Below are 19,931 nucleotides of genomic sequence, written 5' to 3' on the forward strand. Positions count from 1 at the left end.
CGGGTATGCCGCACGAGGGCCCGTACGTCGCGACGTACGGGCCCTCGTCATGCTGCGGTCACCCCGCCTCAGTCCTGCTTCTTCCGGCGCGTACCGAAGACGATCTCGTCCCAGCTCGGCACCGCGGCCCGGCGACCGGGCCGGACGCCGTCCGCCTCGGCCTGGCGGTCCGTCGTCCCGGTCAGCCGCTCGCGATGACCGGCCACCGCTCGTGGCATGAGCACATCCGCGTATGCGGAACCGGCGCCCGCGGAGGCTGCCGCGGCCGGTGGCTCATCGGCCTCCGGTTCCTGCGTGGCGGGCTCGATGGCCGGAGGCTCGGGCGGCGCGGGCCGCTCCGGCACCACCATGTCCCCGCGGAAGCTCGGTACCGCTTCCAGCAGGCTGGTCAGCGAATCGCGCTCACTGGCCGAGATGCCGCCGATGTGCTCCTCCGGCTCGGGCGCGGGGACCGGGGGGCGCTCCAACTGGCGGTCCAGGCTGCGGTCCAGCGGACGGTCGCGCGGCAGCCGGGCGATCCGGGGCACGAACGGGAAGCTCGGCTCGGGCGCGGCGACGTCGTCGGTCTCGCCGATCAGCGAACGCGCCTCGTCGTCCACGGCCTGGACGAGTCGACGCGGCGGGTCGTACGTCCAGCTCGCCGAGTGCGGCTCGCCGGCGACCCGGTAGACCAGGAGGACCTCCCAGGTGCCGTCGTCGCGGCGCCAGGAGTCCCACTGGACGGTCTCCTTGTCGGCGCCGCGCATCAGCAGCCGCTCCTGCACCGCCTCACCGAGCTGGGGGCCGATGTTCTCGCCGGGGCGCCGTACAGGGGTCTTCCGGGCCCGCTCGGCCATGAAGGCGCGCTCCGCGAGCACGGGGCCCTCGAAACGGCGGACGCGGTCGACCGGGATACCGGCGAACTGGGCGACCTCCTCAGCGGAGGCGCCGGCTCGTATCCGGGCCTGGATGTCGCGGGGACGGAGGTGGCTCTCCACCTCGATCTCGATCTGGCCGAGACGCGCGCGGTCGTTGCGCACGGCGGCTCGCAGCCGCTCGTCGATCGGAAGCGTGTACTCCGTGCTGTCCGCAGCCTTGAGCACCAGTCGTGTGCCGTCGTTGGAGACGGCCACGACACGCAGTTCGGGCATGGGGACCTCCCGGGTGGTGCCTGCCGACGTCACGTGCGTCGCTGCTTCCGCTAGTCGAGTGTGGCCTGCCCGGGTGCAGCCTGCCACAACATTGCCGTGTTGCCCGGCGTGTCGGGTGTGAGCCCTTGATCGCCGGTATGACACGGTGACCTATTGTGCAACACAAAGTGACCTGTGGTCGCTTCATGTAGCCAGTCGCCGTGCGATGCCGTGGCGCCGCCGGATCGAGTGCCTCCTTCGGCCCCCTCCCGAAGATCCCGGACACCCGCGTGGGAGTCCGGCCCCAGGGCTCGCCACAGTACTCCATTCGGGCCACGTGAGTGGACCGCCGCGCCGCTGAAGTTCTCGTGAGGTGCGGGAGTTGAGTTACCCAGCCGCGGCCGGAATGACCTTCCCACGTGTCCTGCTTCACAGAATCTCCCGAAGCGGAACTATTCACTTCGCTCGCATGTCCTTTCTTGGTGCATGGTGGGAGAGATGTCAATCAAGGGCCAGGAATGGTGCAGAAGCCGGAAAGCGACATAGAACCCAAGAGAAGGCGCATAGACCTCAGCGTGCCCCAGGTGGCGGGCAGTGCCGTGGCGGCGGTCGCCGCAGCGGTGGCGGCCTCCCAGCTGGGCGTGTACGGAACGATCCTCGGCGCCGGAGTGATGAGCGTCGTCGCCACCTGCGGCGGCTCGGTCTTCCAGCACTTCTTCCGCCGCACGGGGGAGCAGATCCGTGAGGTCACGGTCCAGGTGAAGCACCCGGGCCGCGAGGTGACCGTGCATACGCGGGAGACGATCGGCGGACGCGACGCGGAGGCCGTGCCGCGGGAGAACGACGCCACCACGGTCCTGCGCACCGTGCCGGAGGACCCGGACCGTACGCGACCGCTGGGGCAGCTCGACAGGACCCGGCCGCTCGCCACGGTCGGCGCCGGCCCCGATGAGGAGTTCACCGAAGCCACCACCCACGGCACCCGGATCCGGGGCTGGAAGCGCCCGGCGCTCGGCGCGGTCGTGGTCTTCGCCGTGACCATGGCCGGAATCACCACCTTCGAGCTGGTCTCCGGCAGCGGTCTGAGCGGTGGCGAGGGGACGACCGTCGGCTCCGTCGTACGCGGCGGGACGGGGGGCTCGGGGGCGGCCGACCCGACACCGACGACCAGCACCGACCCCGGTACGGGGCAGACCTCCGGTCAGCAGAGCCCGGCGACGCCCGGCACGGACTCGCAGGGTGGGCAGAGCCAGAGCCCGGACTCCGGCCGGAGCGACGCCTCCTCGGCCGATCCGACTCCCACCCCGTCCGGCAGCACCGGCGGCGGGACGAGCCCGTCACCGGCGGCCACGCCCTCCCCGGCCGTGCCGGGCAGCGGCGGCACGGCCGACCCGAACCCCACGGGTGCGGGCGACGCGACGGTGCAGGGCGACCGTGCCACCACGGGTACGGACACCGGGCAGTGAACGGCCGCGACGCTCAGTCGCCCAGGACCCGGCGCAGATAGTCGTTGCCGAAGAGGCGGTCCGGGTCCAGCCGGTCGCGTACGGCGGTGAATTCACCGAAGCGCGGATACACCCCGGCGAGGTACTCGGCGTCACGCGTGTTGACCTTGCCCCAGTGCGGGCGGCCGGCGTGCGCGGTCATGATCCGTTCGACAGCCGTGAAGTACGACTGGTAGGGCGTGCCCTTGTAGAGGTGGACGGCGATGTACGCGCTCTCGCGGCCCGAGGCCGTGGAGAGCGCGATGTCGTCCGCGGGGGCGGTACGGACCTCCACCGGGAAGCTGATCCGCAGCGGCGACCGGTCGACCATCGCCTTGAGCTCGCGCAGCGCCTCCACGGCGGCTTCGCGCGGCAGCGCGTACTCCATCTCCACGAAGCGGACCCGGCGCGGGCTGGTGAAGACCTTGTAGGGGATGTCGGTGTACGTACGGGCCGACAGGGCGCGGCTGGAGAGCTTGGCGATCGACGGGATGGTGGCGGGGACCGCACGGCCCAGTGAACAGGCGACCTGGAAGATCCCGTTGGAGAGCAGCTCGTCCTCGACCCAGCCGCTGACCTTTCCGGGCGGGGCGGCGGGGCCCGCGCTGCGGTTGTTGCGCTTGGTGTTGCAGTTGCCGGTGTGCGGGAACCAGTAGAACTCGAAGTGCTCGTTCTCGGCGACCAGCTCGTCGAAGTCGTTCGTGACCCGGTCGAAGCCCATCGGTTCCTCGCGGGCCGTCAGCAGGAAGACCGGTTCCACGGCGAAGGTGATCGCCGTGACGACCCCCAGGGCGCCGAGCCCGATGCGGGCGACGGCGAAGATGTCGGCGTTCTCCTCCGCCGAACAGGTCAGCACCGTGCCGTCGGCGGTGACCAGTTCGAGCGCGCGGATCTGCGCGGATATGGACGCCGAGTCGCGGCCGGTGCCATGGGTGCCGGTCGAGGTGGCACCGGCGACCGTCTGCTCCATGATGTCGCCCATGTTGGTGAGCGACAGGCCCTCCCGGGCCAGGGCGGTGTTCAGCCGCTTCAGCGGGGTGCCTGCCTCGACGGTCACCGTCATCGCCGTGCGGTCGATCTCCCGGATGCCGGTGAGCAGATCCGGGCGGATCAGCACACCGTCGGTGGCCGCCGTCGCGGTGAACGAGTGCCCGGTGCCGACCGGCTTCACCCTCAGACCGTCCTCGGAAGCGTCGCGCAGGACCGCGGCGAGCTCTGCCACGGAGGCGGGTGACACGGTCCGTACGGGACGGGCACTGACGTTCCCCGCCCAGTTACGCCACGCGCTCGTCGTCCTCCGTGCGTCGGTGTCGGTCATCTTCCCCGCGCCCTTCCGTAGGAACCGGCCCACTGAGCCGGCGGTACCCCAGGAACGCCGCAACGGCCGCGAGCGCTCCCGCCACACCGGGCACCGCGTACCCCGCTCCGGCCCCTGACGCGTCGACCACCCAGCCGGCGGCCGACGAGCCGAGCGCCACACCGACGGCGAGCCCGGTGCCGGTCCAGGACATGCCCTCGGTCAGTTGCGTGCGCGGTACGTGCTGCTCGACGAGGGCCATGGTGGTCACCATCGTCGGTGCGATGGCGAGGCCCGCGACAAAGAGCGCCACGGCCAGAAACGGAAGGTTCCCGGCCAGTTGGAGGGGGATCATACTCACGGCCATCGCACACACACCCACCAGCCACCGGGTGGACGGCTTCCCCGTCAGGTGCAGCAGACCGAAGACGGCACCGGCCACGCAGGACCCCAGCGCGTACACGGCCAGCACGAGGCTCGCCGCGGCCTTGTGGCCCCGCTCCTCGGCGAAGGCCACCGTCACCACGTCGATTGCCCCGAAGATCGCTCCGGTCGCCACGAAGGTGACCACGAGGACCTGGAGGCCCCGGGAGCGCAGCGCGCTGCCGCCGGTGTGCTGCTCGCGCGGATGCGGCACCGGCTCCGTGGCGCGCTGCGCGGTCAGCCAGAAGACACCGACCAGCAGGAACCCGGCAGCGAGAAGCGGCCCCGCCTCCGGGAACCAGGCGGTGGACAGGCCGATCGAGATGATCGGACCGAAAATGAAGCACACCTCGTCGACGATCGATTCCCACGAGTACGCGGTGTGCAACTGCCGCGGTGAACCGTGGTAGATCTCCGCCCAGCGGGCCCGGATCATCGCACCCACGCTGGGGACGCAGCCCGCGCCCGCAGCGAAGACGAAAAGCGTCCAGTCGGGCAGCCGCTGCTGTGCGCAGACCAGGAGACCCGCCACCGCCGCCAGCGCCACGAGGGTGGCGGGACGCAACACGCGGCGCTGCCCGTGCCGGTCGACGAGCCGGGAGATCTGCGGCCCGAGCACCGCCGCAGACAGCGCCAGCGTCGCGGAGAGCGCACCGGCGAGTCCGTAGCGGCCGGTGAGCTGGGAGACCATGGTCACCACACCGATGCCCATCATGGACAGCGGCATCCGGCCGAGGAATCCGGCCGCCGAGAACCCCTTGGCGCCGGGGGCGGCGAAAATCGCACGGTAGGGACTGGGCAAGGAGGACTCCACAACGGCTTGATCGCACGCGCCGGTAATGCGTGAACGTAGCCGATACAGCTTACGGTCGCGGCGGTCCGTCCGACACCGGGGCCGGACGGGAGGCCGATGTCGGTGGGAGCGCCGTCCGAGGCGAGTGGCAGGATCGGTGCCATGTCCGATCTGCGCGATCCCGCTCCGTACGACGCTCTGCTCCTGCTCTCCTTCGGCGGCCCCGAAGGCCCGGACGACGTGGTCCCGTTCCTGGCGAACGTGACCCGTGGCCGCGGCATCCCCGAGGAGCGGCTGAAGGAAGTCGGCAAGCACTACTTCCTGTTCGGCGGCGTCAGCCCGATCAACGCACAGAACAGAGCCCTGCTGGACGCCCTGTGCAAGGACTTCGCGGCGCACGGACTCGATCTGCCGGTGTACTGGGGCAACCGCAACTGGGCGCCGTACCTCACCGACACCCTCCGTCGGATGACGGCCGACGGACACCGCCGGATCGCCGTCCTCGCCACCAGCGCCTATGCCTCCTACTCGGGCTGCCGGCAGTACCGCGAGAACCTCGCCGAGTCCCTGGCGGCGCTGGAGGCCGAGGGGCTGACGGTGCCCCGGGTCGACAAGCTCCGTCACTACTTCAACCACCCCGGGTTCGTCCGGCCCATGGTGGACGGGGTCCTCGCCTCCCTCGCCGACCTTCCCGAGGACGTACGGGCCGGGGCGCACCTCGCCTTCACCACGCACTCCATCCCCACCTCCGCCGCCGACACCTCCGGCCCCGTGGAGGAGCACGGCGGCGGCGGCGCCTACGTGGCCGAGCACCTCGACGTCGCCCGCCTGATCGTCGACGCGGTGCGCGAGGAGACCGGGATCACGTACCCGTGGCGGCTCGTCTACCAGTCGCGCAGCGGCGCCCCGCACATCCCGTGGCTGGAGCCCGACATCTGCGACCACCTGGAGGCGCTCCACGGCGAAGGCGTCCCCGCCGTGGTGATGGCCCCCATCGGCTTCGTCTCGGACCACATGGAAGTGCTGTACGACCTCGACACGGAGGCCACCGCGAAGGCCGCCGAACTCGGACTTCCGGTGCGCAGGTCCGCGACCGTGGGCGCCGACCCGCGGTTCGCCGCGGCCGTGCGCGAACTCGTGCTGGAACGTGCGGCCACCGAGCGGGGACAGGCCGCACCGCGGTGCGCGCTGGGTGCACTCGGCCCCGGCCACGACCTCTGCCCGGTCGGCTGCTGCCCGGCCCGCGCCCCCAAGCCCGCCGCGGCGGGCGCCGACAGCCCGTACGCCTGAAGAAGCCCGGCCGTAACGCCTAGAGCCCCTGGAGCACCGTGACCGACCCGAACCTGTCCGAACTGCTCGACCTCGCCCTGGAGGCCGCGCGCCGTGCCGGTGCGCTGCTCCGTGACGGCCGCCCGGCCGATCTGGGGGTGGCCGCGACCAAGTCCAGCCCGATCGACGTCGTCACCGAGATGGACCTCGCCGCCGAGAAGCTGATCACCGGCTTCCTCGCCGAGCGCCGCCCGCAGGACGGCTTCCTCGGTGAGGAAGGGACGAGCACGGCGGGCAGCAGTGGTGTCCGATGGGTCATCGACCCGCTCGACGGCACCGTGAACTACCTGTACGGACTGCCGACCTGGGCCGTCTCCATCGCCGCCGAACGGGACGGCGAGCGGGTCGTGGGCGTCGTGGAGGCCCCGATGCGCCGTGAGACGTACCGGGCCGTGCTCGGCGGCGGCGCGTACGCGAAGGGCGGTGCGTACGGCGAAGGCACCGCGCTGCGCTGCCGGCCCGCGCCGCCGCTCGACCAGGCGCTCGTCTCGACCGGCTTCAACTACGTCAGCCACGTTCGTACCCACCAGGCGGACGTGGCCCAGAAGCTGATCCCGCGGCTGCGTGACATCCGGCGCGGCGGCTCCGCGGCCGTGGACCTCTGCGATGTGGCGGCAGGCCGTCTGGACGGCTACTACGAGCGCGGGCTCCACCCGTGGGACCTGGCGGCGGGCGACCTCATCGCCCGCGAGGCGGGGGCGTACACCGGAGGCCGCCCCGGGCTGCCCGCCGACGGTGATCTGACCGTCGCCGCGACGCCGGGTGTCTTCGAGCCGCTGCAGGGCCTCCTGGAGGAGTTCGGCGCCTGGCACGACTGACGGCCGGTCCACCGGGTCCTCTTCCGGCATGCGTGAAGGGCCCCTGACGCCGGTGGCGGCATCAGGGGCCCTTCTCGCGCGGCTCAGACGCTTGTGGCGCGGATTTCGACGCCGTGCTCAGCGGCAAGGCGGTGCAGGTCGTCCAGCTCGCCCTGCTCGACATCCGCGAGGAAGTCGTCGCCTGTCTCCCGAGCTTTCGTGAGGTCGGACTCGGTGGTCTTGATTCGTTGCAGCAAACCTGCGGTGAAAGCGTCCATCATGCGCCCCCTCATCGTGGGTCGGTGGCACGGGGGTGTGCCCGGGTTTCCCTCCGCACGGAGACGGTAGGGCGGTGATCACACCTCTCCGGGGACGGAGCGGCCTTGGTACGCCACATTCAAGGCGTGATCGCGGGTGTGAATGCGTCCTCCCCAACCCGATGCTCAGAGAAACCTCAACTGGCCCGGAAATCCGATGCCTTCTCCGGAGCCGCAGCCGGCCAGCGCCGTCTTACCGCCGGTTTATACGCGTTGCGGGCAGGATGGAGCCGCACAGACCCTGCCGATGAATGGCTCCGATCACGGACCGTCAACGCATCGGGACGGTCTGAAGCTTCTGACGTACTTGCAGTTTCTAAGGAAGGACAGCGCCGTGCGCGTACTCGTCGTGGAGGACGAGCAGCTGCTCGCCGATGCGGTGGCGACCGGATTGCGCCGTGAGGCCATGGCCGTCGACGTCGTGTACGACGGTGCCGCGGCTCTGGAGCGCATCGAGGTCAACGACTACGACGTCGTGGTGCTGGACCGGGATCTCCCCCTGGTGCACGGCGACGACGTCTGCCGGCGGATCGTCGAGCTGGGCATGCCCACCAGGGTGCTCATGCTCACCGCGTCCGGGGACGTCAGCGACCGGGTGGAGGGCTTGGAGCTGGGCGCCGACGACTACCTGCCCAAGCCGTTCGCCTTCAGCGAGCTCACCGCACGGGTGCGGGCACTCGGCCGGCGTACGACGGTGGCCCTGCCGCCCGTCCTGGAGCGCGCCGGAATCAAGCTCGACCCCAACCGTCGCGAGGTCTTCCGCGACGAAGCCGAGATCCAACTGGCGCCGAAGGAGTTCGCCGTGCTGGAGGTCCTCATGCGCAGCGAGGGCGCCGTCGTCTCGGCCGAGCAGCTCCTGGAGAAGGCCTGGGACGAGAACACCGACCCGTTCACCAATGTCGTCCGGGTGACCGTCATGACCCTGCGCCGCAAACTCGGCGAGCCGCCGGTGATCGTCACCGTGCCGGGCTCCGGATACCGGATCTGACCGGCGATGCCCTCCGTTCCCGCGCCGCCCACGGCGCCCCCGAAGCCCACCTGGGAGCCCAAACAGCAGGAGCCGCCCTACTGGCTGCGTCCGACCATCCGGATACGGCTCACGCTGCTCTACGGCGGCATGTTCCTGATCGCCGGCATCCTGCTGCTGTCGATCATCTACATGCTGGCCGCCCAGGCCCTGCACGTGGGAAGTGAGCTGCCGTTCAAGATCGTGAGCGGCAGCGTCACCAGTGACGTGTGCAACTTCAACGAGAAGTCCACGCCGGACGCCTTCAACGCCGCCATGAACTCCTGCGTCAACCATCAGCGCCAGCAGGCGCTGGACACCCTGCTGAACCGGTCGCTGCTGGCCCTGGTCGGCCTCAGCGTCATCGCCTTCGCCTTCGGCTACGCCATGGCGGGCCGGGTGCTCTCCCCGCTGGGCCGGATCACCCGCACCGCACGCCGGGTGGCCGGAACCGACCTGTCCCGCCGGATCGAGCTGGACGGCCCGGACGACGAGCTGAAGGAGCTCGCCGACACCTTCGACGAGATGCTGGACCGCCTGGAGCGGGCCTTCACCGCCCAGCAGCGGTTCGTCGGGAACGCGTCGCACGAGCTGCGCACCCCGCTTGCGATCAACCGCACGCTGCTGGAGGTCCATCTCTCCGATCCGCAGGCCCCGCCGGAGCTCAAACAGCTCGGCAAGACGCTGCTGGCCACCAACGAGCGCAGCGAGCAGCTGGTCGAGGGTCTGCTGCTGCTGGCCCGCAGCGACAACCAGATCGTCGAGCGCAAGCCGGTCGACCTCGCGGAGGTGGCCTCGCGTGCGATCGATCAGACGCGCGGCGAGGCGGAGGGGCGGGGTGTGGAGATCCGCGGTGAGCGGGCCCCGGCCGTCGTCCAGGGCAACGGCGTCCTGCTGGAGCGGATCGCCCTGAACCTCGTGCAGAACGCCGTGCGCTACAACGTTCCGGAGCACGGCTGGGTGGAGGTCACGACCGAGCTGCGGTCCGACCAGGCCCTGCTCGTCGTCTCGAACACGGGGCCGGTGGTGCCCGCGTACGAGATCGACAACCTCTTCGAGCCCTTCAGGCGGCTGCGTACGGAGCGAACAGGCAGCGACAAGGGCGTGGGGCTCGGCCTGTCGATCGCGCGGTCCGTGGCGCGGGCTCACGGCGGCCGTATCGTCGCGGAGCCCCGCGAGGGCGGTGGTCTGGTGATGCGTGTCTCCCTGCCGGTCTGAGGGGTCGGGCGGGACGATCCGCCGGCGAATGACTTTGTTCGCTTTGAGCGGAATTTTCGTGACCTGAGGCCGACGCGGTCGTGTGTGATCGATCACAGAAGTGAATCGCGGGACGCCAACGCTCCGTGATCAGGGATATCACCGGAAAACCTGCAAAAATCGGGGTTTTCAGGGTGCGATATCACGGGAAGTACACGGGGTGGCGCCCGTGAAACGCAAGACCGGGACCGTGTACGGTCCCCTTCGCCACCCAAGCCGGCCACTCCTGAGCGGCCCTTTTGGGTGTCGATTGAGTAACAGACCTTGATGTGAGGCAAAATCTCCGCCTCAGGTCGGGCACAAGTCCGGCCTCTCACGCGTTACGTGCGCTGAGACACCGCAGACACCCAGAGGGGGAGAGCGACATGGCAACGGATTACGACACCCCACGTAAGACCGACGACGACGTAGACCAGGACAGCCTTGAGGAACTCAAGGCCCGTCGGAGCGACAAGACGGCGTCCGCCGTCGACGTCGACGAATTCGACGCGGCCGAGGGACTGGAGCTGCCCGGCGCAGACCTGTCCAACGAGGAACTGGCCGTAAGGGTCCTGCCCAAGCAGGCCGACGAGTTCACGTGCATGAGCTGCTTCCTCGTGCACCACAGGAGCCAGCTGGCACGCGAGAAGAACGGCCAGCCGATCTGCCGCGACTGCGACTGATTCGAGCAGGCCGTGGCAGGCGACACACCGTTCCGGAAGCGACGCTTGCGGCGCAAGAGGTCGTCGGAGGCGAATCAGGGCGGTACAGGCCCGGCGGAAGGCGTAGCAGCGCCTGCCGAGCGGTCCGCCCTGCCACCCTCCCCGGGCGAGCGGGACGGCGAGCGGGGCCGGTCCGCGTCGCTCGAAGCGGTCACGGCGTTCGAAGGCGTTGACGTCGAACAGGTCGGCGTCGAAGGAGTCGGCACGGCCTATGGGGCCGGACAGGCCGACAGGACGGAGCCCGTGACCGGGGCAGGCCGTCCGAGTCCGATGAAACGGGGAGTACGCAAGGGCGGGGAGGGCGCCAAGGCAGTGATCGGTCGCATCGCCGACCTGATCATCGAATCCGCTCCCCGCATCCCTGTGCGCGATCTCGCGACGCTGCGCAGGCAGTTCCCGGGCCTCGGGCCCGAAGAGCTCGCCGACAAGCTCATCGCGGGCGCGAGCAGGGCGACAGCCACCGTCGGCGCCGGTATCGGCGCGGCGGCCATGATGCCCGTACCGCCCGCCATGTTGGCCGAGCTGGCGGCGGAGATCACCGGCGTGGCCGCGATCGAGATGAAGCTCCTCGCGGAGCTCCACGAGGTCTACGGGTTGCGCCCGCCGGGCGGGCTGCCCCGGCGTTCCACCGCCTACCTCACGTCCTGGACGGAGGAGCGCGGTATCGATGTCACCCGGCCGGCGACGGTCAACGCGGCGCTGGGCGGCCAGATGAAACGCGAGCTGCGCCAGCAGATCACGAAGCGCATGGTGCGTGATCTGCCGAATCTCGTCCCGTTCATGGTCGGCGCCGCCGTCGGCGCGATGATGAACCGGCGCGACACCAGAAAGCTCGCCGAACGGGTCAGGAAGGATCTGCGCGAGCGCCAGATCCCCTGGGACCGGCTGCCGGAGCTGCCGCCGCTGGAGCGGCCGAGCGGCCGGCACAAGGATCTGCCGGGCGAGCTGGGCACCTGAGGTGCCCCGTCGCCCACCGACGCGTTCGTCCTGAGGGGCCACCCGTTCCGCCCCGCGGTGCCTGTGAGGCCGGTTCCTCCCCGCGATCCCGTGAGGTCGTGAGAGGCCGCCCCAAGGGCCCGGAGGAGCCTTCCGGAGCCGGAGAGCGGAGAACCCTCAGGGCCGCACGGCGCTGAGGGCCGCGACGAGGGCCTGCGGCTCGCGGGTTGACAGATAGACGTACGGAGTCGGGTCCTGCGGGTCGGTGACCTCGACCCGCACCGCCGTCGGAATGTAGCTGCGCAGCAGCATGAACGCGCGGGTGTCCGCCTTGTACGAGCGCCAGGCGCGCGCCTCTTCCGCGTCCAGCGCCTCGGCCTCGCCGAGCGCCGTCACCGGAATCCGCGCGTCGCCGGCCACCAGGGCGCCCGCGACCACCCGGATCCTGGCCGAGCCGTACGAGCTCACCGCGACCGCCGACAGGGCCGTGCCGCCCACCAGGCCGGCCAGCAGGGGGAGGGTGCCGAGCGGCAGCAGCATCAGGGCACAGGCGATGCCGATCAGGAAGGCGATGAGCCACCACGAACGGGGCGCGGTCAGTCGTTCGTCGAAGGGCGGGGTGGAAGGCTGCATGGACCCAAGCTTGGCACGGTGCCGACCGCGGCCGGCCGCGCGGGTAAGGTCTGCGCCTGTGAGTGGAACATCTGCGGCTCTGAAGCCCCCGGCCGACGCGGTGAAACCGGTTCGGCACCCCGACGCCCCGGCCCCCGGCGAACTCCTCGGCTCGCACTACGAACACTGTTTCGGGTGCGGCGAAGGGCAGCAGCACGGCCTGCACCTCCAGGCGCGGGCCGGCGAGGGTGTCGCGGTCACCGCCGAATTCATCGTGAAGTCCGCTCATCAGGGTGCTCCGGGCCTCGCCCACGGCGGCATTCTGGCCACCGCGCTGGACGAAACGCTCGGCTCGCTGAACTGGCTGCTGCGTGTGATCGCGGTGACGGGGCGGCTGGAGACCGACTTCGTCCGTCCGGTGCCGGTGGACACCGTGCTGTACGTGGACGCCGAGATCACCGCGGTGGCCGGACGGAAGATCTACTCCCGGGCGACCGGCCGGACAGGGGGCCCCGACGGCCCCGTGGCCGTCCGCGCCGAGGCCCTCTTCATCGAGGTCAAGGTCGACCACTTCATCGAGAACGGCCGCCCGGCCGAGATCGAGGCGGCGATGGCCGATCCGGACCAGGCCAAGCGTGTCCGCGCCTTCGAGGTGAACCCCTGATGCGCCGCCCCGTGGACGTGCTGATCCGCCGCGTCGATCCGGAGGTGCCGATTCCGTCCTATGGGCATCCGGGGGACGCCGGGGCCGATCTGGTGACCACCGAGGCCGCCGAACTCGCTCCGGGCGAGCGTGCCGTGCTGCCCACCGGGGTGGCGATCGCCCTGCCCGACGGGTACGCCGCGTTCGTGCACCCGCGCTCCGGTCTCGCCGCGCGCTGCGGAGTCGCTCTGGTGAATGCCCCGGGGACGGTTGATGCCGGGTACCGTGGAGAGATCAAGGTGATCGTCATCAATCTCGACCCGCGCGAGCCCGTGCGGTTCGAGCGGTTCGACCGGATTGCCCAACTGGTCGTCCAGCAGGTCGAGAAGGTGAGCTTCCACGAGGTGGCCGAGCTTCCCGGCTCGGCTCGCGGCGCGGGAGGTTTCGGATCGACCGGAGGCCATGCTTCCGGTGATGTCGATGGTGTCAGGGGCGGGATCACCCAGGGCGGGAACAGCTACGCTTCGGTCGTACCCGACCGGGAAGGACAGTGACGTGTTCGGACGTCGCAAGAAGAGTGGTTCCGCCGAGGACGTGGCGGACGAAGCGCGCGAGGCCGAGCAGGTCGTCGACGAGCTCGATGAGGCCGATGGGGCCGATACCGGCTCGCGTCGGGTGAATCTCCCGCCGGCGCCGCGGCCGGACGGGCCGTGGGACGTCTCCGAGGTCTCCCAGCCCGGCGAGGGCCGGGTCGATCTCGGCGGCATCTTCGTGCCCGGCGTCGAGGGAATGGAACTGCGCGTCGAGGTGGCAGGTGACGCGATCGTCGCCGCGACCGTGGTGCTGCGTGACAGCGCCATCCAGCTGCAGGCCTTCGCCGCCCCCAAGAAGGAGGGCATCTGGGGCGAGGTCCGCGAGGAGATCGCCTCCGGCATCACCCAGCAGGGCGGGATCATCGACGAGGTCGAGGGCCCGCTGGGCTGGGAGCTGCGTGCCCAGGTCCCCGTACAGCTCCCGGACGGGACGAACGGTGTGCAGCTGGTGCGCTTCGTCGGCGTCGACGGGCCGCGGTGGTTCCTGCGCGGAGTGATCTCCGGCCAGGGTGCCGTGCAGCCGGAGGCCGCGGGGCTGCTGGAGACGATCTTCCGGGACACCGTGGTCGTCCGCGGAGAGGGCCCGATGGCCCCGCGCGACCCGATCGTCCTCAAGCTCCCCAACGACGCCCAGATGGTGCCCGAGGGCCTCCAGCAGGACAGCCAGGAGGAGGGCTCGAAGTTCTCCGGCGGCATGGGCCAGCTCCAGCGTGGTCCCGAGATCACCGAGGTGCGCTGAACGAAGACGGGCAGCCACCCGTCACAAGCGAAGGCCGGTGGGCCGTGTCCCCTTCCCAGGGGCACGGCCCACCGGCCTTTTTCCGCGCCGGGGCGGGCCTCCGGGGGCGTGCGGCAGCGGTACGTATGGGGCGCGTATGGGGCACGTATATGCACCGTCAAGGGCCCGCTCCTTCCCGTAAGGAAGCCATCAACGCAGGTCGGGACGGCCGAGCGGCAAGGTTTGCTCAAGAGGTCCAAAAATTCGTACCTCATCTAGGAGCACACGATGGCCGATGTGGCCTTCGTCGTCACCACGATCGCGGTGTTCGCGCTGGTGGCTCTCGTCGCAAAGGGGGTGGCGAAGCTGTGACTGCCGAGAACATCGTCGGCCTGATCGTGGCCGTCGCCCTGCTGGGCTATCTCGTCCTCGCCCTCCTGTACCCGGAGAGGTTCTGAGCCCGATATGAGCCCCGTCCTCGCTGGTGTGCTCCAGGTCCTCGCGCTCGTCGTGGCGCTGGGGCTGGCGTACCGTCCGCTCGGCGACTACATGGCCGACGTCTACTCCTCGAACAAGCACCTGCGCGTCGAGAAGTGGATGTACAAGGCCATCGGCGCCCATCCGAACACGCAGATGCGCTGGCCCGCGTATCTGCGGGGAGTGCTCGCCTTCTCCGTGGTGAGCGTCCTCTTCCTCTACCTGCTGCAGCGGCTCCAGGGCAGCCTGCCCGGCTCGCTCGGCTTCGTCTCGATCGACCCGGACCAGGCGTTCAACACCGCCGCGTCGTTCGTCGCGAACACGAACTGGCAGTCGTACTACGGCGAGCAGGCCATGGGCCATGTCGTCCAGACCGGCGGCCTCGCGGTGCAGAACTTCGTCTCGGCCGCCGTCGGCATGGCCGTCGCGGTGGCGCTGGTCCGGGGCTTCGCCCGAACAGGCCGGACCCGCACCGGTGAGCTGGGCAACTTCTGGTCCGACCTGGTGCGCGGCACCGTGCGGATCCTGGTGCCGATCTCCGTGGTCGGCGCGCTGGTGCTGGTCGCCCGCGGAGCCATGCAGAACTTCTCCGGCATCCACGAGGTCGGCCAGTTCATGGGCGGCTCGCAGCAGTGGAACGGCGGCGCCGTGGCCTCGCAGGAGGCCATCAAGGAGCTGGGTACGAACGGCGGTGGCTACTTCAACGCCAACTCGGCCCACCCGTTCGAGAACCCCGACGGGCTGTCCAACCTCCTGGAGATCTTCCTGATCCTGCTCATCCCGTTCGCACTGACGCGCACGTTCGGCCGGATGGTCGGCTCGCTGAAGCAGGGGTACGCGATCCTGGCGACGATGGGCGTCATCTGGCTGGGCTTCACGTCCCTGATGATGTGGACCGAGTTCTCGCACCACGGGGCCGCGTTCGACATCGCGGGCGGGGCGATGGAGGGCAAGGAGACCCGGTTCGGGACCGCCGGCTCGTCGATCTTCGCCGTGGCCACGACGCTCACCTCCACAGGGGCGGTGAACTCGTTCCACTCCTCGTTCACGGGCTTCGGCGGCGGGATCACGATGCTGGGCATGCAGCTCGGCGAGATCGCGCCCGGCGGTGTCGGGTCCGGCCTGTACGGCATGCTGATCGTGGCGATCATCGCGGTGTTCATCGCGGGCCTGATGGTCGGCCGCACGCCCGAGTACCTCGGCAGGAAGATCGGCACCCGCGAGATCAAGCTCGCGGCCTGCTACATCCTGGTCACCCCCGCGCTGGTGCTCTGCTTCACCGCCGTGGCGATGGCCCTGCCCACCCCGCCCCACTCGATGACCAACACCGGCGCGCACGGATTCTCCGAGATCCTCTACGCGTACACCTCGGGCGCCAACAACAACGGTTCGGCGTTCGCCGGTCTGAACGCGGACACGCAGTGGTTCAACACCACGATCGGTCTCGCGATGCTGCTCGGCCGGTTCCTGCCGATGGTGTTCGTCCTCGCCCTGGCCGGCTCGCTCGCGGAGCAGAAGCCCGTACCGACGACCGCGGGAACCCTCGGCACACACAAGCCGCTCTTCAGCGGGCTGCTGGTCGGCACGATCCTGATCATCACCGGCCTGACCTACTTCCCGGCCCTGGCGCTGGGGCCGCTGGCCGAAGGGCTGGCGTCATGACCACTCGTACGAAGCATGAGGACTCCATGTCCACTGTCACCCCCACCCGGGCGCCCCACCAGGACGCGTCGACCGGGCACCAGAGCGAAGGACGCGTCGGCGGCGGACTGTTCGACCCCGGACAACTGCTCACGTCCTTCCCCGATGCCGTGCGCAAGCTCGATCCCCGGGTGATGGTCAAGTCGCCCGTGATGTTCGTGGTGCTGATCGGTTCGGTGGTCACCACCGTGCTCGCGTGCCTGGACCCGGGAAACTGGTTCGGCTGGGCGATCGCCGCGTGGCTCTGGCTGACCACGGTCTTCGCCAACCTGGCGGAGGCCGTCGCCGAGGGGCGCGGCAAGGCGCAGGCCGACACGCTGCGCAAGGCCAAGACCGACACGGTCGCCCGGCGGCTGACCGGCGGCGACGAGGAGCGGGTGCCGGGAACCGGCCTGCGCGTCGGCGACCTGGTGGTCTGCGAGGCCGGTGACATCATTCCCGGCGACGGAGACGTCGTCGAGGGTGTCGCGAGCGTCGACGAGTCCGCGATCACGGGTGAGTCGGCTCCGGTCATCCGGGAGTCCGGCGGCGACCGCAGTGCGGTCACCGGGGGTACGAAGGTGCTCTCCGACCGCATCGTCATCAAGATCACCACCAAGCCCGGCGAGACCTTCATCGACCGGATGATCTCCCTGGTCGAGGGCGCCGCGCGGCAGAAGACGCCCAACGAGATCGCGCTGAACATCCTCCTCGCGTCCCTCACGATCGTCTTCCTGCTCGCCGTCGTCACCCTCCAGCCGTTCGCGATCTACGCGGGCGCCAGGCAGTCGCTGATCGTGCTGAGCGCCCTGCTGGTCTGCCTGATCCCGACGACCATCGGCGCGCTGCTCTCCGCGATCGGCATCGCGGGTATGGACCGGCTGGTGCAGCGGAACGTCCTCGCGATGTCGGGCCGGGCGGTCGAGGCAGCGGGCGATGTGTCGACGCTGCTGCTCGACAAGACGGGCACGATCACGCTGGGCAACCGGCAGGCCGCCGAGTTCGTCCCGGTCAGGGGCACGGCCGAGGCCGAGCTGGCGGACGCCGCCCAGCTCTCCTCGCTGGCCGACGAGACGCCGGAGGGCCGCTCGATCGTCGTGCTGGCCAAGGAGAGGTACGGGCTGCGCGAGCGGCACCAGGGCGAGCTGCGGCATGCCGAGTGGGTGGAGTTCACCGCCCAGACCCGTATGTCCGGCGTCGACCTCTCCGAGAACGGCGAGGCCCGCAGGATCCGCAAGGGGGCGGCCGGCTCCGTGACCGCCTGGGTCGAGGAGCGCGGAGGCCGGGTCGTCGAGGACGCCGGCGCGGTCACGAAGAGGATCTCCGAAGCCGGCGGGACGCCGCTGCTCGTCGCCGTGGAGGACGCGAGGGGCGCCCGTGTCCTGGGCGTCGTCCACCTCAAGGACGTCGTCAAGGAAGGCATGCGGGAGCGCTTCGACGAACTGCGCCGCATGGGCATCAAGACGGTCATGATCACCGGCGACAACCCGCTGACCGCGAAGGCGATCGCCGAGGAAGCGGGGGTCGACGACTTCCTGGCCGAGGCCACGCCCGAGGACAAGATGGCCCTCATCAAGCGGGAGCAGGCCGGCGGCAAGCTCGTCGCGATGACGGGGGACGGCACGAACGACGCCCCGGCGCTGGCTCAGGCGGACGTCGGTGTCGCGATGAACACCGGCACCTCCGCCGCGAAGGAGGCCGGGAACATGGTGGACCTGGACTCCGACCCCACCAAGCTGATCGAGATAGTCGAGATCGGCAAGCAACTCCTCATCACCCGTGGTGCGCTCACGACGTTCTCGATCGCCAACGACGTCGCGAAGTACTTCGCGATCATCCCGGCGATGTTCGCGGTCGCCCATCCGGGCCTGGACAAGCTGAACATCATGCAACTGTCCTCGCCCGAGTCCGCGATCCTGTCGGCCGTCGTGTTCAACGCGCTGATCATCATCGCGCTGGTGCCGCTCGCCCTGAAGGGCGTGCGCTACCGCCCGAGCAGCGCCGACTCGATGCTCCGGCGCAACCTCGGGATCTACGGACTGGGCGGCCTGGTCGCCCCGTTCATCGGCATCAAGATCATCGACCTGATCATCTCCCTCATCCCCGGAATCGGCTGACCTGCCATGAACAACTCCGTAGGAAACACCGCCCGGACGCTCTGGGCCGGGCTGCGCGCCCTGCTCGTCCTCACCGCCGTGTGCGGCGTGCTCTATCCGCTCGCCGTCACCGGTGTCGCCCAGGGCATCTTCCCCGACAAGGCCAACGGTTCCGAGATCACCGCGAACGGCGAGGTCGTCGGCTCCGAACTCATCGGCCAGCGCTACGACCTGCCCCTGAAGAAGGGGCAGGACACGGCGGCCCCGGACCTGAGGTGGTTCCAGCCGCGCCCCTCCAACGGCCTGGGCACCAACAGCGTCAACACCCGGTACGCACTGATCCTCTCCGGCGCGACCAACCGCTCCGGTGACAACAAGGAACTCATCGACTGGGTCACCGCCGCCAAGGCTGCCGTCATCAAGGACAACTCGGTCCCCGGCCACCCCGTCAGCCCCGCGGATGTGCCGGCCGACGCCGTCACGTCCTCGGGCTCCGGCCTCGACCCCGCCGTCTCCCCGGCGTACGCACAGCTCCAGGTGCGCCGTGTCGCCGAGCGCAACCACCTCGGCGTCGCCCAGGTCCAGAAGCTTCTCGACCAGCACACCGACGGCCGCATTCTCGGCTTCGTGGGCGAGCCGACGGTCAACGTCCTCCGGCTCAACATCGCTCTCAAGGAGTTGGTGGACGCGAGCTGAGGCATGGAGGGCGAGGACACCTGGGGCCGGTCCGTGCGGGCCGGCCCCAGGCCGTGGTCGGTGCCGCTTCTGCCCGACGGGTCCGCCCCGGCGTCCTCCGGCCATTGCCGAGCCCCGTGCGCGATGCACATACTGGCGGCCGACAGGACCGATGACGCGCGGGGGAGAAGAGCATGACCGACAGCACCGGCCGGACCGGCACCGGCGGGCAGAGCGGTACGGCGGTCGCCGAGGACCCCGCCCGCGGGCCCATGGTCCGGGTCGAGGACCTGCACCGCTCGTACGGCACCGGCGCCGCGGCCGTGCACGCGCTGCGCGGCGTCTCCTTCGACGTGCCGCGCGGCGAACTTGTCGCGCTCAAGGGACGCTCGGGCTCCGGCAAGACGACGCTCCTCAACCTCGTCGGCGGCCTCGACAGCCCCGACAGCGGCCGGATCACCGTCGACGGCACGGACCTCGCCGAACTCGGTGAGAACGGGCTCCTGGAGCTGCGCCGGGACCGCATCGGCTTCATCTTCCAGTCGTTCGGCCTGATCCCGATCCTGTCCGCCGCGGAGAACGTCGGCGTGCCCATGCGGCTGCGCAGGGCGGACCCGCGCGAGCGCGAGGACCGGGTGGCGCTGCTGCTCTCCATGGTCGGCCTCGCCGACCACGCCGCACAGCGCCCCGGTGAACTCTCCGGCGGCCAGCAGCAGCGCGTCGCGATCGCCCGCGCCCTCGCCAACCGGCCGGCCCTGCTGATCGCGGACGAGCCGACCGGGCAGCTCGACGCGGAGACAGGACTCGCGGTGATGGAGCTGCTGCGGGCGGTGGTACGGAGCGAGGGGGTCACCGCGCTGGTGGCGACGCACGACGCACAGTTGCTGGGGCTGGCGGACCGGGTACTGGAGCTGAGCGACGGGCACATCGTCGAGCACGAGTAGTCGAGCACGAGTAGTCGAGTACGGGTGGGGCAGGCGGGGCGGGG

At 70.2% G+C, this 19,931-nt stretch carries 20 protein-coding genes; 15 read left to right on the forward strand and 5 right to left on the reverse strand.

The features are described 5' to 3' along the window. Window positions 1–68: 68 nt before the first annotated feature. Window positions 69–1,130: a septation protein SepH gene (sepH, locus tag ACFVUT_RS27410; protein WP_389654597.1), complete on the reverse strand. Its 1,062-nt coding sequence runs from the start codon at window positions 1,128–1,130 to the stop codon at window positions 69–71. A 497-nt stretch (window positions 1,131–1,627) separates the two neighbouring features. Between sepH and ACFVUT_RS27415 the strand changes: the two genes are divergently transcribed. After that, window positions 1,628–2,575, forward strand: a complete 948-nt coding sequence (locus tag ACFVUT_RS27415; protein WP_389654599.1) for a hypothetical protein — start codon at window positions 1,628–1,630, stop codon at window positions 2,573–2,575. Between the two features lie 13 nt (window positions 2,576–2,588). On the opposite strand, the gene ACFVUT_RS27420 is transcribed toward ACFVUT_RS27415, so the two are convergent. Together ACFVUT_RS27420 and ACFVUT_RS27425 are read right to left on the reverse strand one after the other, a co-directional pair. Continuing rightward, the gene (locus ACFVUT_RS27420; RefSeq protein WP_389654601.1) at window positions 2,589–3,911 is read right to left on the reverse strand and encodes a D-arabinono-1,4-lactone oxidase; all 1,323 of its coding nucleotides are present in this window, start codon (window positions 3,909–3,911) and stop codon (window positions 2,589–2,591) included. Continuing rightward, window positions 3,868–5,115: an MFS transporter gene (locus ACFVUT_RS27425; protein WP_389654603.1), complete on the reverse strand. Its 1,248-nt coding sequence runs from the start codon at window positions 5,113–5,115 to the stop codon at window positions 3,868–3,870. The genes ACFVUT_RS27420 and ACFVUT_RS27425 overlap by 44 nt, the downstream gene beginning before the upstream one ends. A gap of 153 nt (window positions 5,116–5,268) precedes the next feature. On the opposite strand from ACFVUT_RS27425, the gene ACFVUT_RS27430 reads away from it, so the two are divergent. After that, window positions 5,269–6,396, forward strand: coding sequence for a ferrochelatase (locus tag ACFVUT_RS27430; RefSeq protein WP_389654605.1), 1,128 nt, complete (start codon window positions 5,269–5,271; stop codon window positions 6,394–6,396). Between the two features lie 38 nt (window positions 6,397–6,434). Beyond that, a complete protein-coding gene (locus ACFVUT_RS27435) occupies window positions 6,435–7,253 on the forward strand; it encodes an inositol monophosphatase family protein (protein WP_389654607.1) in 819 nt (272 codons plus the stop codon). Window positions 7,254–7,336: 83 nt separating this feature from the next. Here ACFVUT_RS27435 and ACFVUT_RS27440 read toward each other — a convergent pair whose 3' ends face one another. Next, the gene (locus ACFVUT_RS27440) at window positions 7,337–7,513 is read right to left on the reverse strand and encodes a hypothetical protein (RefSeq protein ID WP_389654670.1); all 177 of its coding nucleotides are present in this window, start codon (window positions 7,511–7,513) and stop codon (window positions 7,337–7,339) included. Between the two features lie 370 nt (window positions 7,514–7,883). On the opposite strand from ACFVUT_RS27440, the gene ACFVUT_RS27445 reads away from it, so the two are divergent. The 4 genes from ACFVUT_RS27445 (at window position 7,884) to ACFVUT_RS27460 (ending at window position 11,470) form a co-directional block, all read left to right on the forward strand. Further along, complete coding sequence (locus ACFVUT_RS27445) at window positions 7,884–8,537, forward strand: response regulator transcription factor (RefSeq protein ID WP_389654609.1); 654 nt, start codon at window positions 7,884–7,886, stop codon at window positions 8,535–8,537. 6 nt (window positions 8,538–8,543) lie between these two features. Then, window positions 8,544–9,773, forward strand: coding sequence for a sensor histidine kinase (locus ACFVUT_RS27450; RefSeq protein WP_389654611.1), 1,230 nt, complete (start codon window positions 8,544–8,546; stop codon window positions 9,771–9,773). Window positions 9,774–10,177: 404 nt separating this feature from the next. After that, window positions 10,178–10,474 carry a DUF4193 domain-containing protein gene (locus tag ACFVUT_RS27455; RefSeq protein WP_003965732.1) on the forward strand — a complete coding sequence of 99 codons (297 nt, stop codon included), beginning with the start codon at window positions 10,178–10,180 and terminating at the stop codon, window positions 10,472–10,474. 12 nt (window positions 10,475–10,486) lie between these two features. Continuing rightward, window positions 10,487–11,470 carry a hypothetical protein gene (locus ACFVUT_RS27460; protein WP_389654613.1) on the forward strand — a complete coding sequence of 328 codons (984 nt, stop codon included), beginning with the start codon at window positions 10,487–10,489 and terminating at the stop codon, window positions 11,468–11,470. Window positions 11,471–11,626: 156 nt separating this feature from the next. Here the strand turns inward: ACFVUT_RS27460 and ACFVUT_RS27465 are convergent, their stop codons facing one another. After that, complete coding sequence (locus tag ACFVUT_RS27465; RefSeq protein ID WP_389654615.1) at window positions 11,627–12,082, reverse strand: DUF3093 domain-containing protein; 456 nt, start codon at window positions 12,080–12,082, stop codon at window positions 11,627–11,629. 58 nt (window positions 12,083–12,140) lie between these two features. Between ACFVUT_RS27465 and ACFVUT_RS27470 the strand changes: the two genes are divergently transcribed. From ACFVUT_RS27470 to ACFVUT_RS27505, 8 genes are all read left to right on the forward strand, one after another. Beyond that, the gene (locus ACFVUT_RS27470) at window positions 12,141–12,725 is read left to right on the forward strand and encodes a PaaI family thioesterase (RefSeq protein WP_389654617.1); all 585 of its coding nucleotides are present in this window, start codon (window positions 12,141–12,143) and stop codon (window positions 12,723–12,725) included. After that, complete coding sequence (dut, locus tag ACFVUT_RS27475) at window positions 12,725–13,258, forward strand: dUTP diphosphatase (protein WP_389654619.1); 534 nt, start codon at window positions 12,725–12,727, stop codon at window positions 13,256–13,258. Before ACFVUT_RS27470 ends, dut begins: the two co-directional genes overlap by 1 nt. 1 nt (window position 13,259) lies before the next feature. After that, a complete protein-coding gene (locus ACFVUT_RS27480; protein WP_389654621.1) occupies window positions 13,260–14,036 on the forward strand; it encodes a DUF3710 domain-containing protein in 777 nt (258 codons plus the stop codon). A gap of 347 nt (window positions 14,037–14,383) precedes the next feature. Next, window positions 14,384–14,473, forward strand: coding sequence for a K(+)-transporting ATPase subunit F (gene kdpF, locus ACFVUT_RS27485; protein WP_037701211.1), 90 nt, complete (start codon window positions 14,384–14,386; stop codon window positions 14,471–14,473). Window positions 14,474–14,480: 7 nt separating this feature from the next. Further along, a complete protein-coding gene (gene kdpA / locus ACFVUT_RS27490; RefSeq protein ID WP_389654623.1) occupies window positions 14,481–16,154 on the forward strand; it encodes a potassium-transporting ATPase subunit KdpA in 1,674 nt (557 codons plus the stop codon). Next, window positions 16,151–18,289, forward strand: coding sequence for a potassium-transporting ATPase subunit KdpB (kdpB, locus tag ACFVUT_RS27495; protein ID WP_389654625.1), 2,139 nt, complete (start codon window positions 16,151–16,153; stop codon window positions 18,287–18,289). The genes kdpA and kdpB overlap by 4 nt, the downstream gene beginning before the upstream one ends. 6 nt (window positions 18,290–18,295) lie before the next feature. Beyond that, complete coding sequence (locus ACFVUT_RS27500) at window positions 18,296–18,964, forward strand: potassium-transporting ATPase subunit C (RefSeq protein WP_389654627.1); 669 nt, start codon at window positions 18,296–18,298, stop codon at window positions 18,962–18,964. A 173-nt stretch (window positions 18,965–19,137) separates the two neighbouring features. Continuing rightward, the gene (locus ACFVUT_RS27505; RefSeq protein ID WP_389654629.1) at window positions 19,138–19,887 is read left to right on the forward strand and encodes an ABC transporter ATP-binding protein; all 750 of its coding nucleotides are present in this window, start codon (window positions 19,138–19,140) and stop codon (window positions 19,885–19,887) included. Window positions 19,888–19,931 lie beyond the last annotated feature (44 nt).

The organism is Streptomyces sp. NPDC058051, assembly GCF_042885475.1.
Classification (GTDB): Bacteria; Actinomycetota; Actinomycetes; order Streptomycetales; family Streptomycetaceae; genus Streptomyces.

Bases quoted from the DNA above. Each gene is read 5' to 3' on its own strand.
- sepH (WP_389654597.1), bottom strand. From the start codon at position 1,130: ATGCCCGAACTGCGTGTCGTGGCCGTCTCCAACGACGGCACACGACTG.
- ACFVUT_RS27415 (WP_389654599.1), top strand. From the start codon at position 1,628: ATGGTGCAGAAGCCGGAAAGCGACATAGAACCCAAGAGAAGGCGCATA.
- ACFVUT_RS27420 (WP_389654601.1), bottom strand. From the start codon at position 3,911: ATGACCGACACCGACGCACGGAGGACGACGAGCGCGTGGCGTAACTGG.
- ACFVUT_RS27430 (WP_389654605.1), top strand. From the start codon at position 5,269: ATGTCCGATCTGCGCGATCCCGCTCCGTACGACGCTCTGCTCCTGCTC.
- ACFVUT_RS27440 (WP_389654670.1), bottom strand. From the start codon at position 7,513: ATGATGGACGCTTTCACCGCAGGTTTGCTGCAACGAATCAAGACCACC.
- ACFVUT_RS27450 (WP_389654611.1), top strand. From the start codon at position 8,544: ATGCCCTCCGTTCCCGCGCCGCCCACGGCGCCCCCGAAGCCCACCTGG.
- ACFVUT_RS27455 (WP_003965732.1), top strand. From the start codon at position 10,178: ATGGCAACGGATTACGACACCCCACGTAAGACCGACGACGACGTAGAC.
- ACFVUT_RS27465 (WP_389654615.1), bottom strand. From the start codon at position 12,082: ATGCAGCCTTCCACCCCGCCCTTCGACGAACGACTGACCGCGCCCCGT.
- dut (WP_389654619.1), top strand. From the start codon at position 12,725: ATGCGCCGCCCCGTGGACGTGCTGATCCGCCGCGTCGATCCGGAGGTG.
- kdpA (WP_389654623.1), top strand. From the start codon at position 14,481: ATGAGCCCCGTCCTCGCTGGTGTGCTCCAGGTCCTCGCGCTCGTCGTG.
- kdpB (WP_389654625.1), top strand. From the start codon at position 16,151: ATGACCACTCGTACGAAGCATGAGGACTCCATGTCCACTGTCACCCCC.
- ACFVUT_RS27500 (WP_389654627.1), top strand. From the start codon at position 18,296: ATGAACAACTCCGTAGGAAACACCGCCCGGACGCTCTGGGCCGGGCTG.
- ACFVUT_RS27505 (WP_389654629.1), top strand. From the start codon at position 19,138: ATGACCGACAGCACCGGCCGGACCGGCACCGGCGGGCAGAGCGGTACG.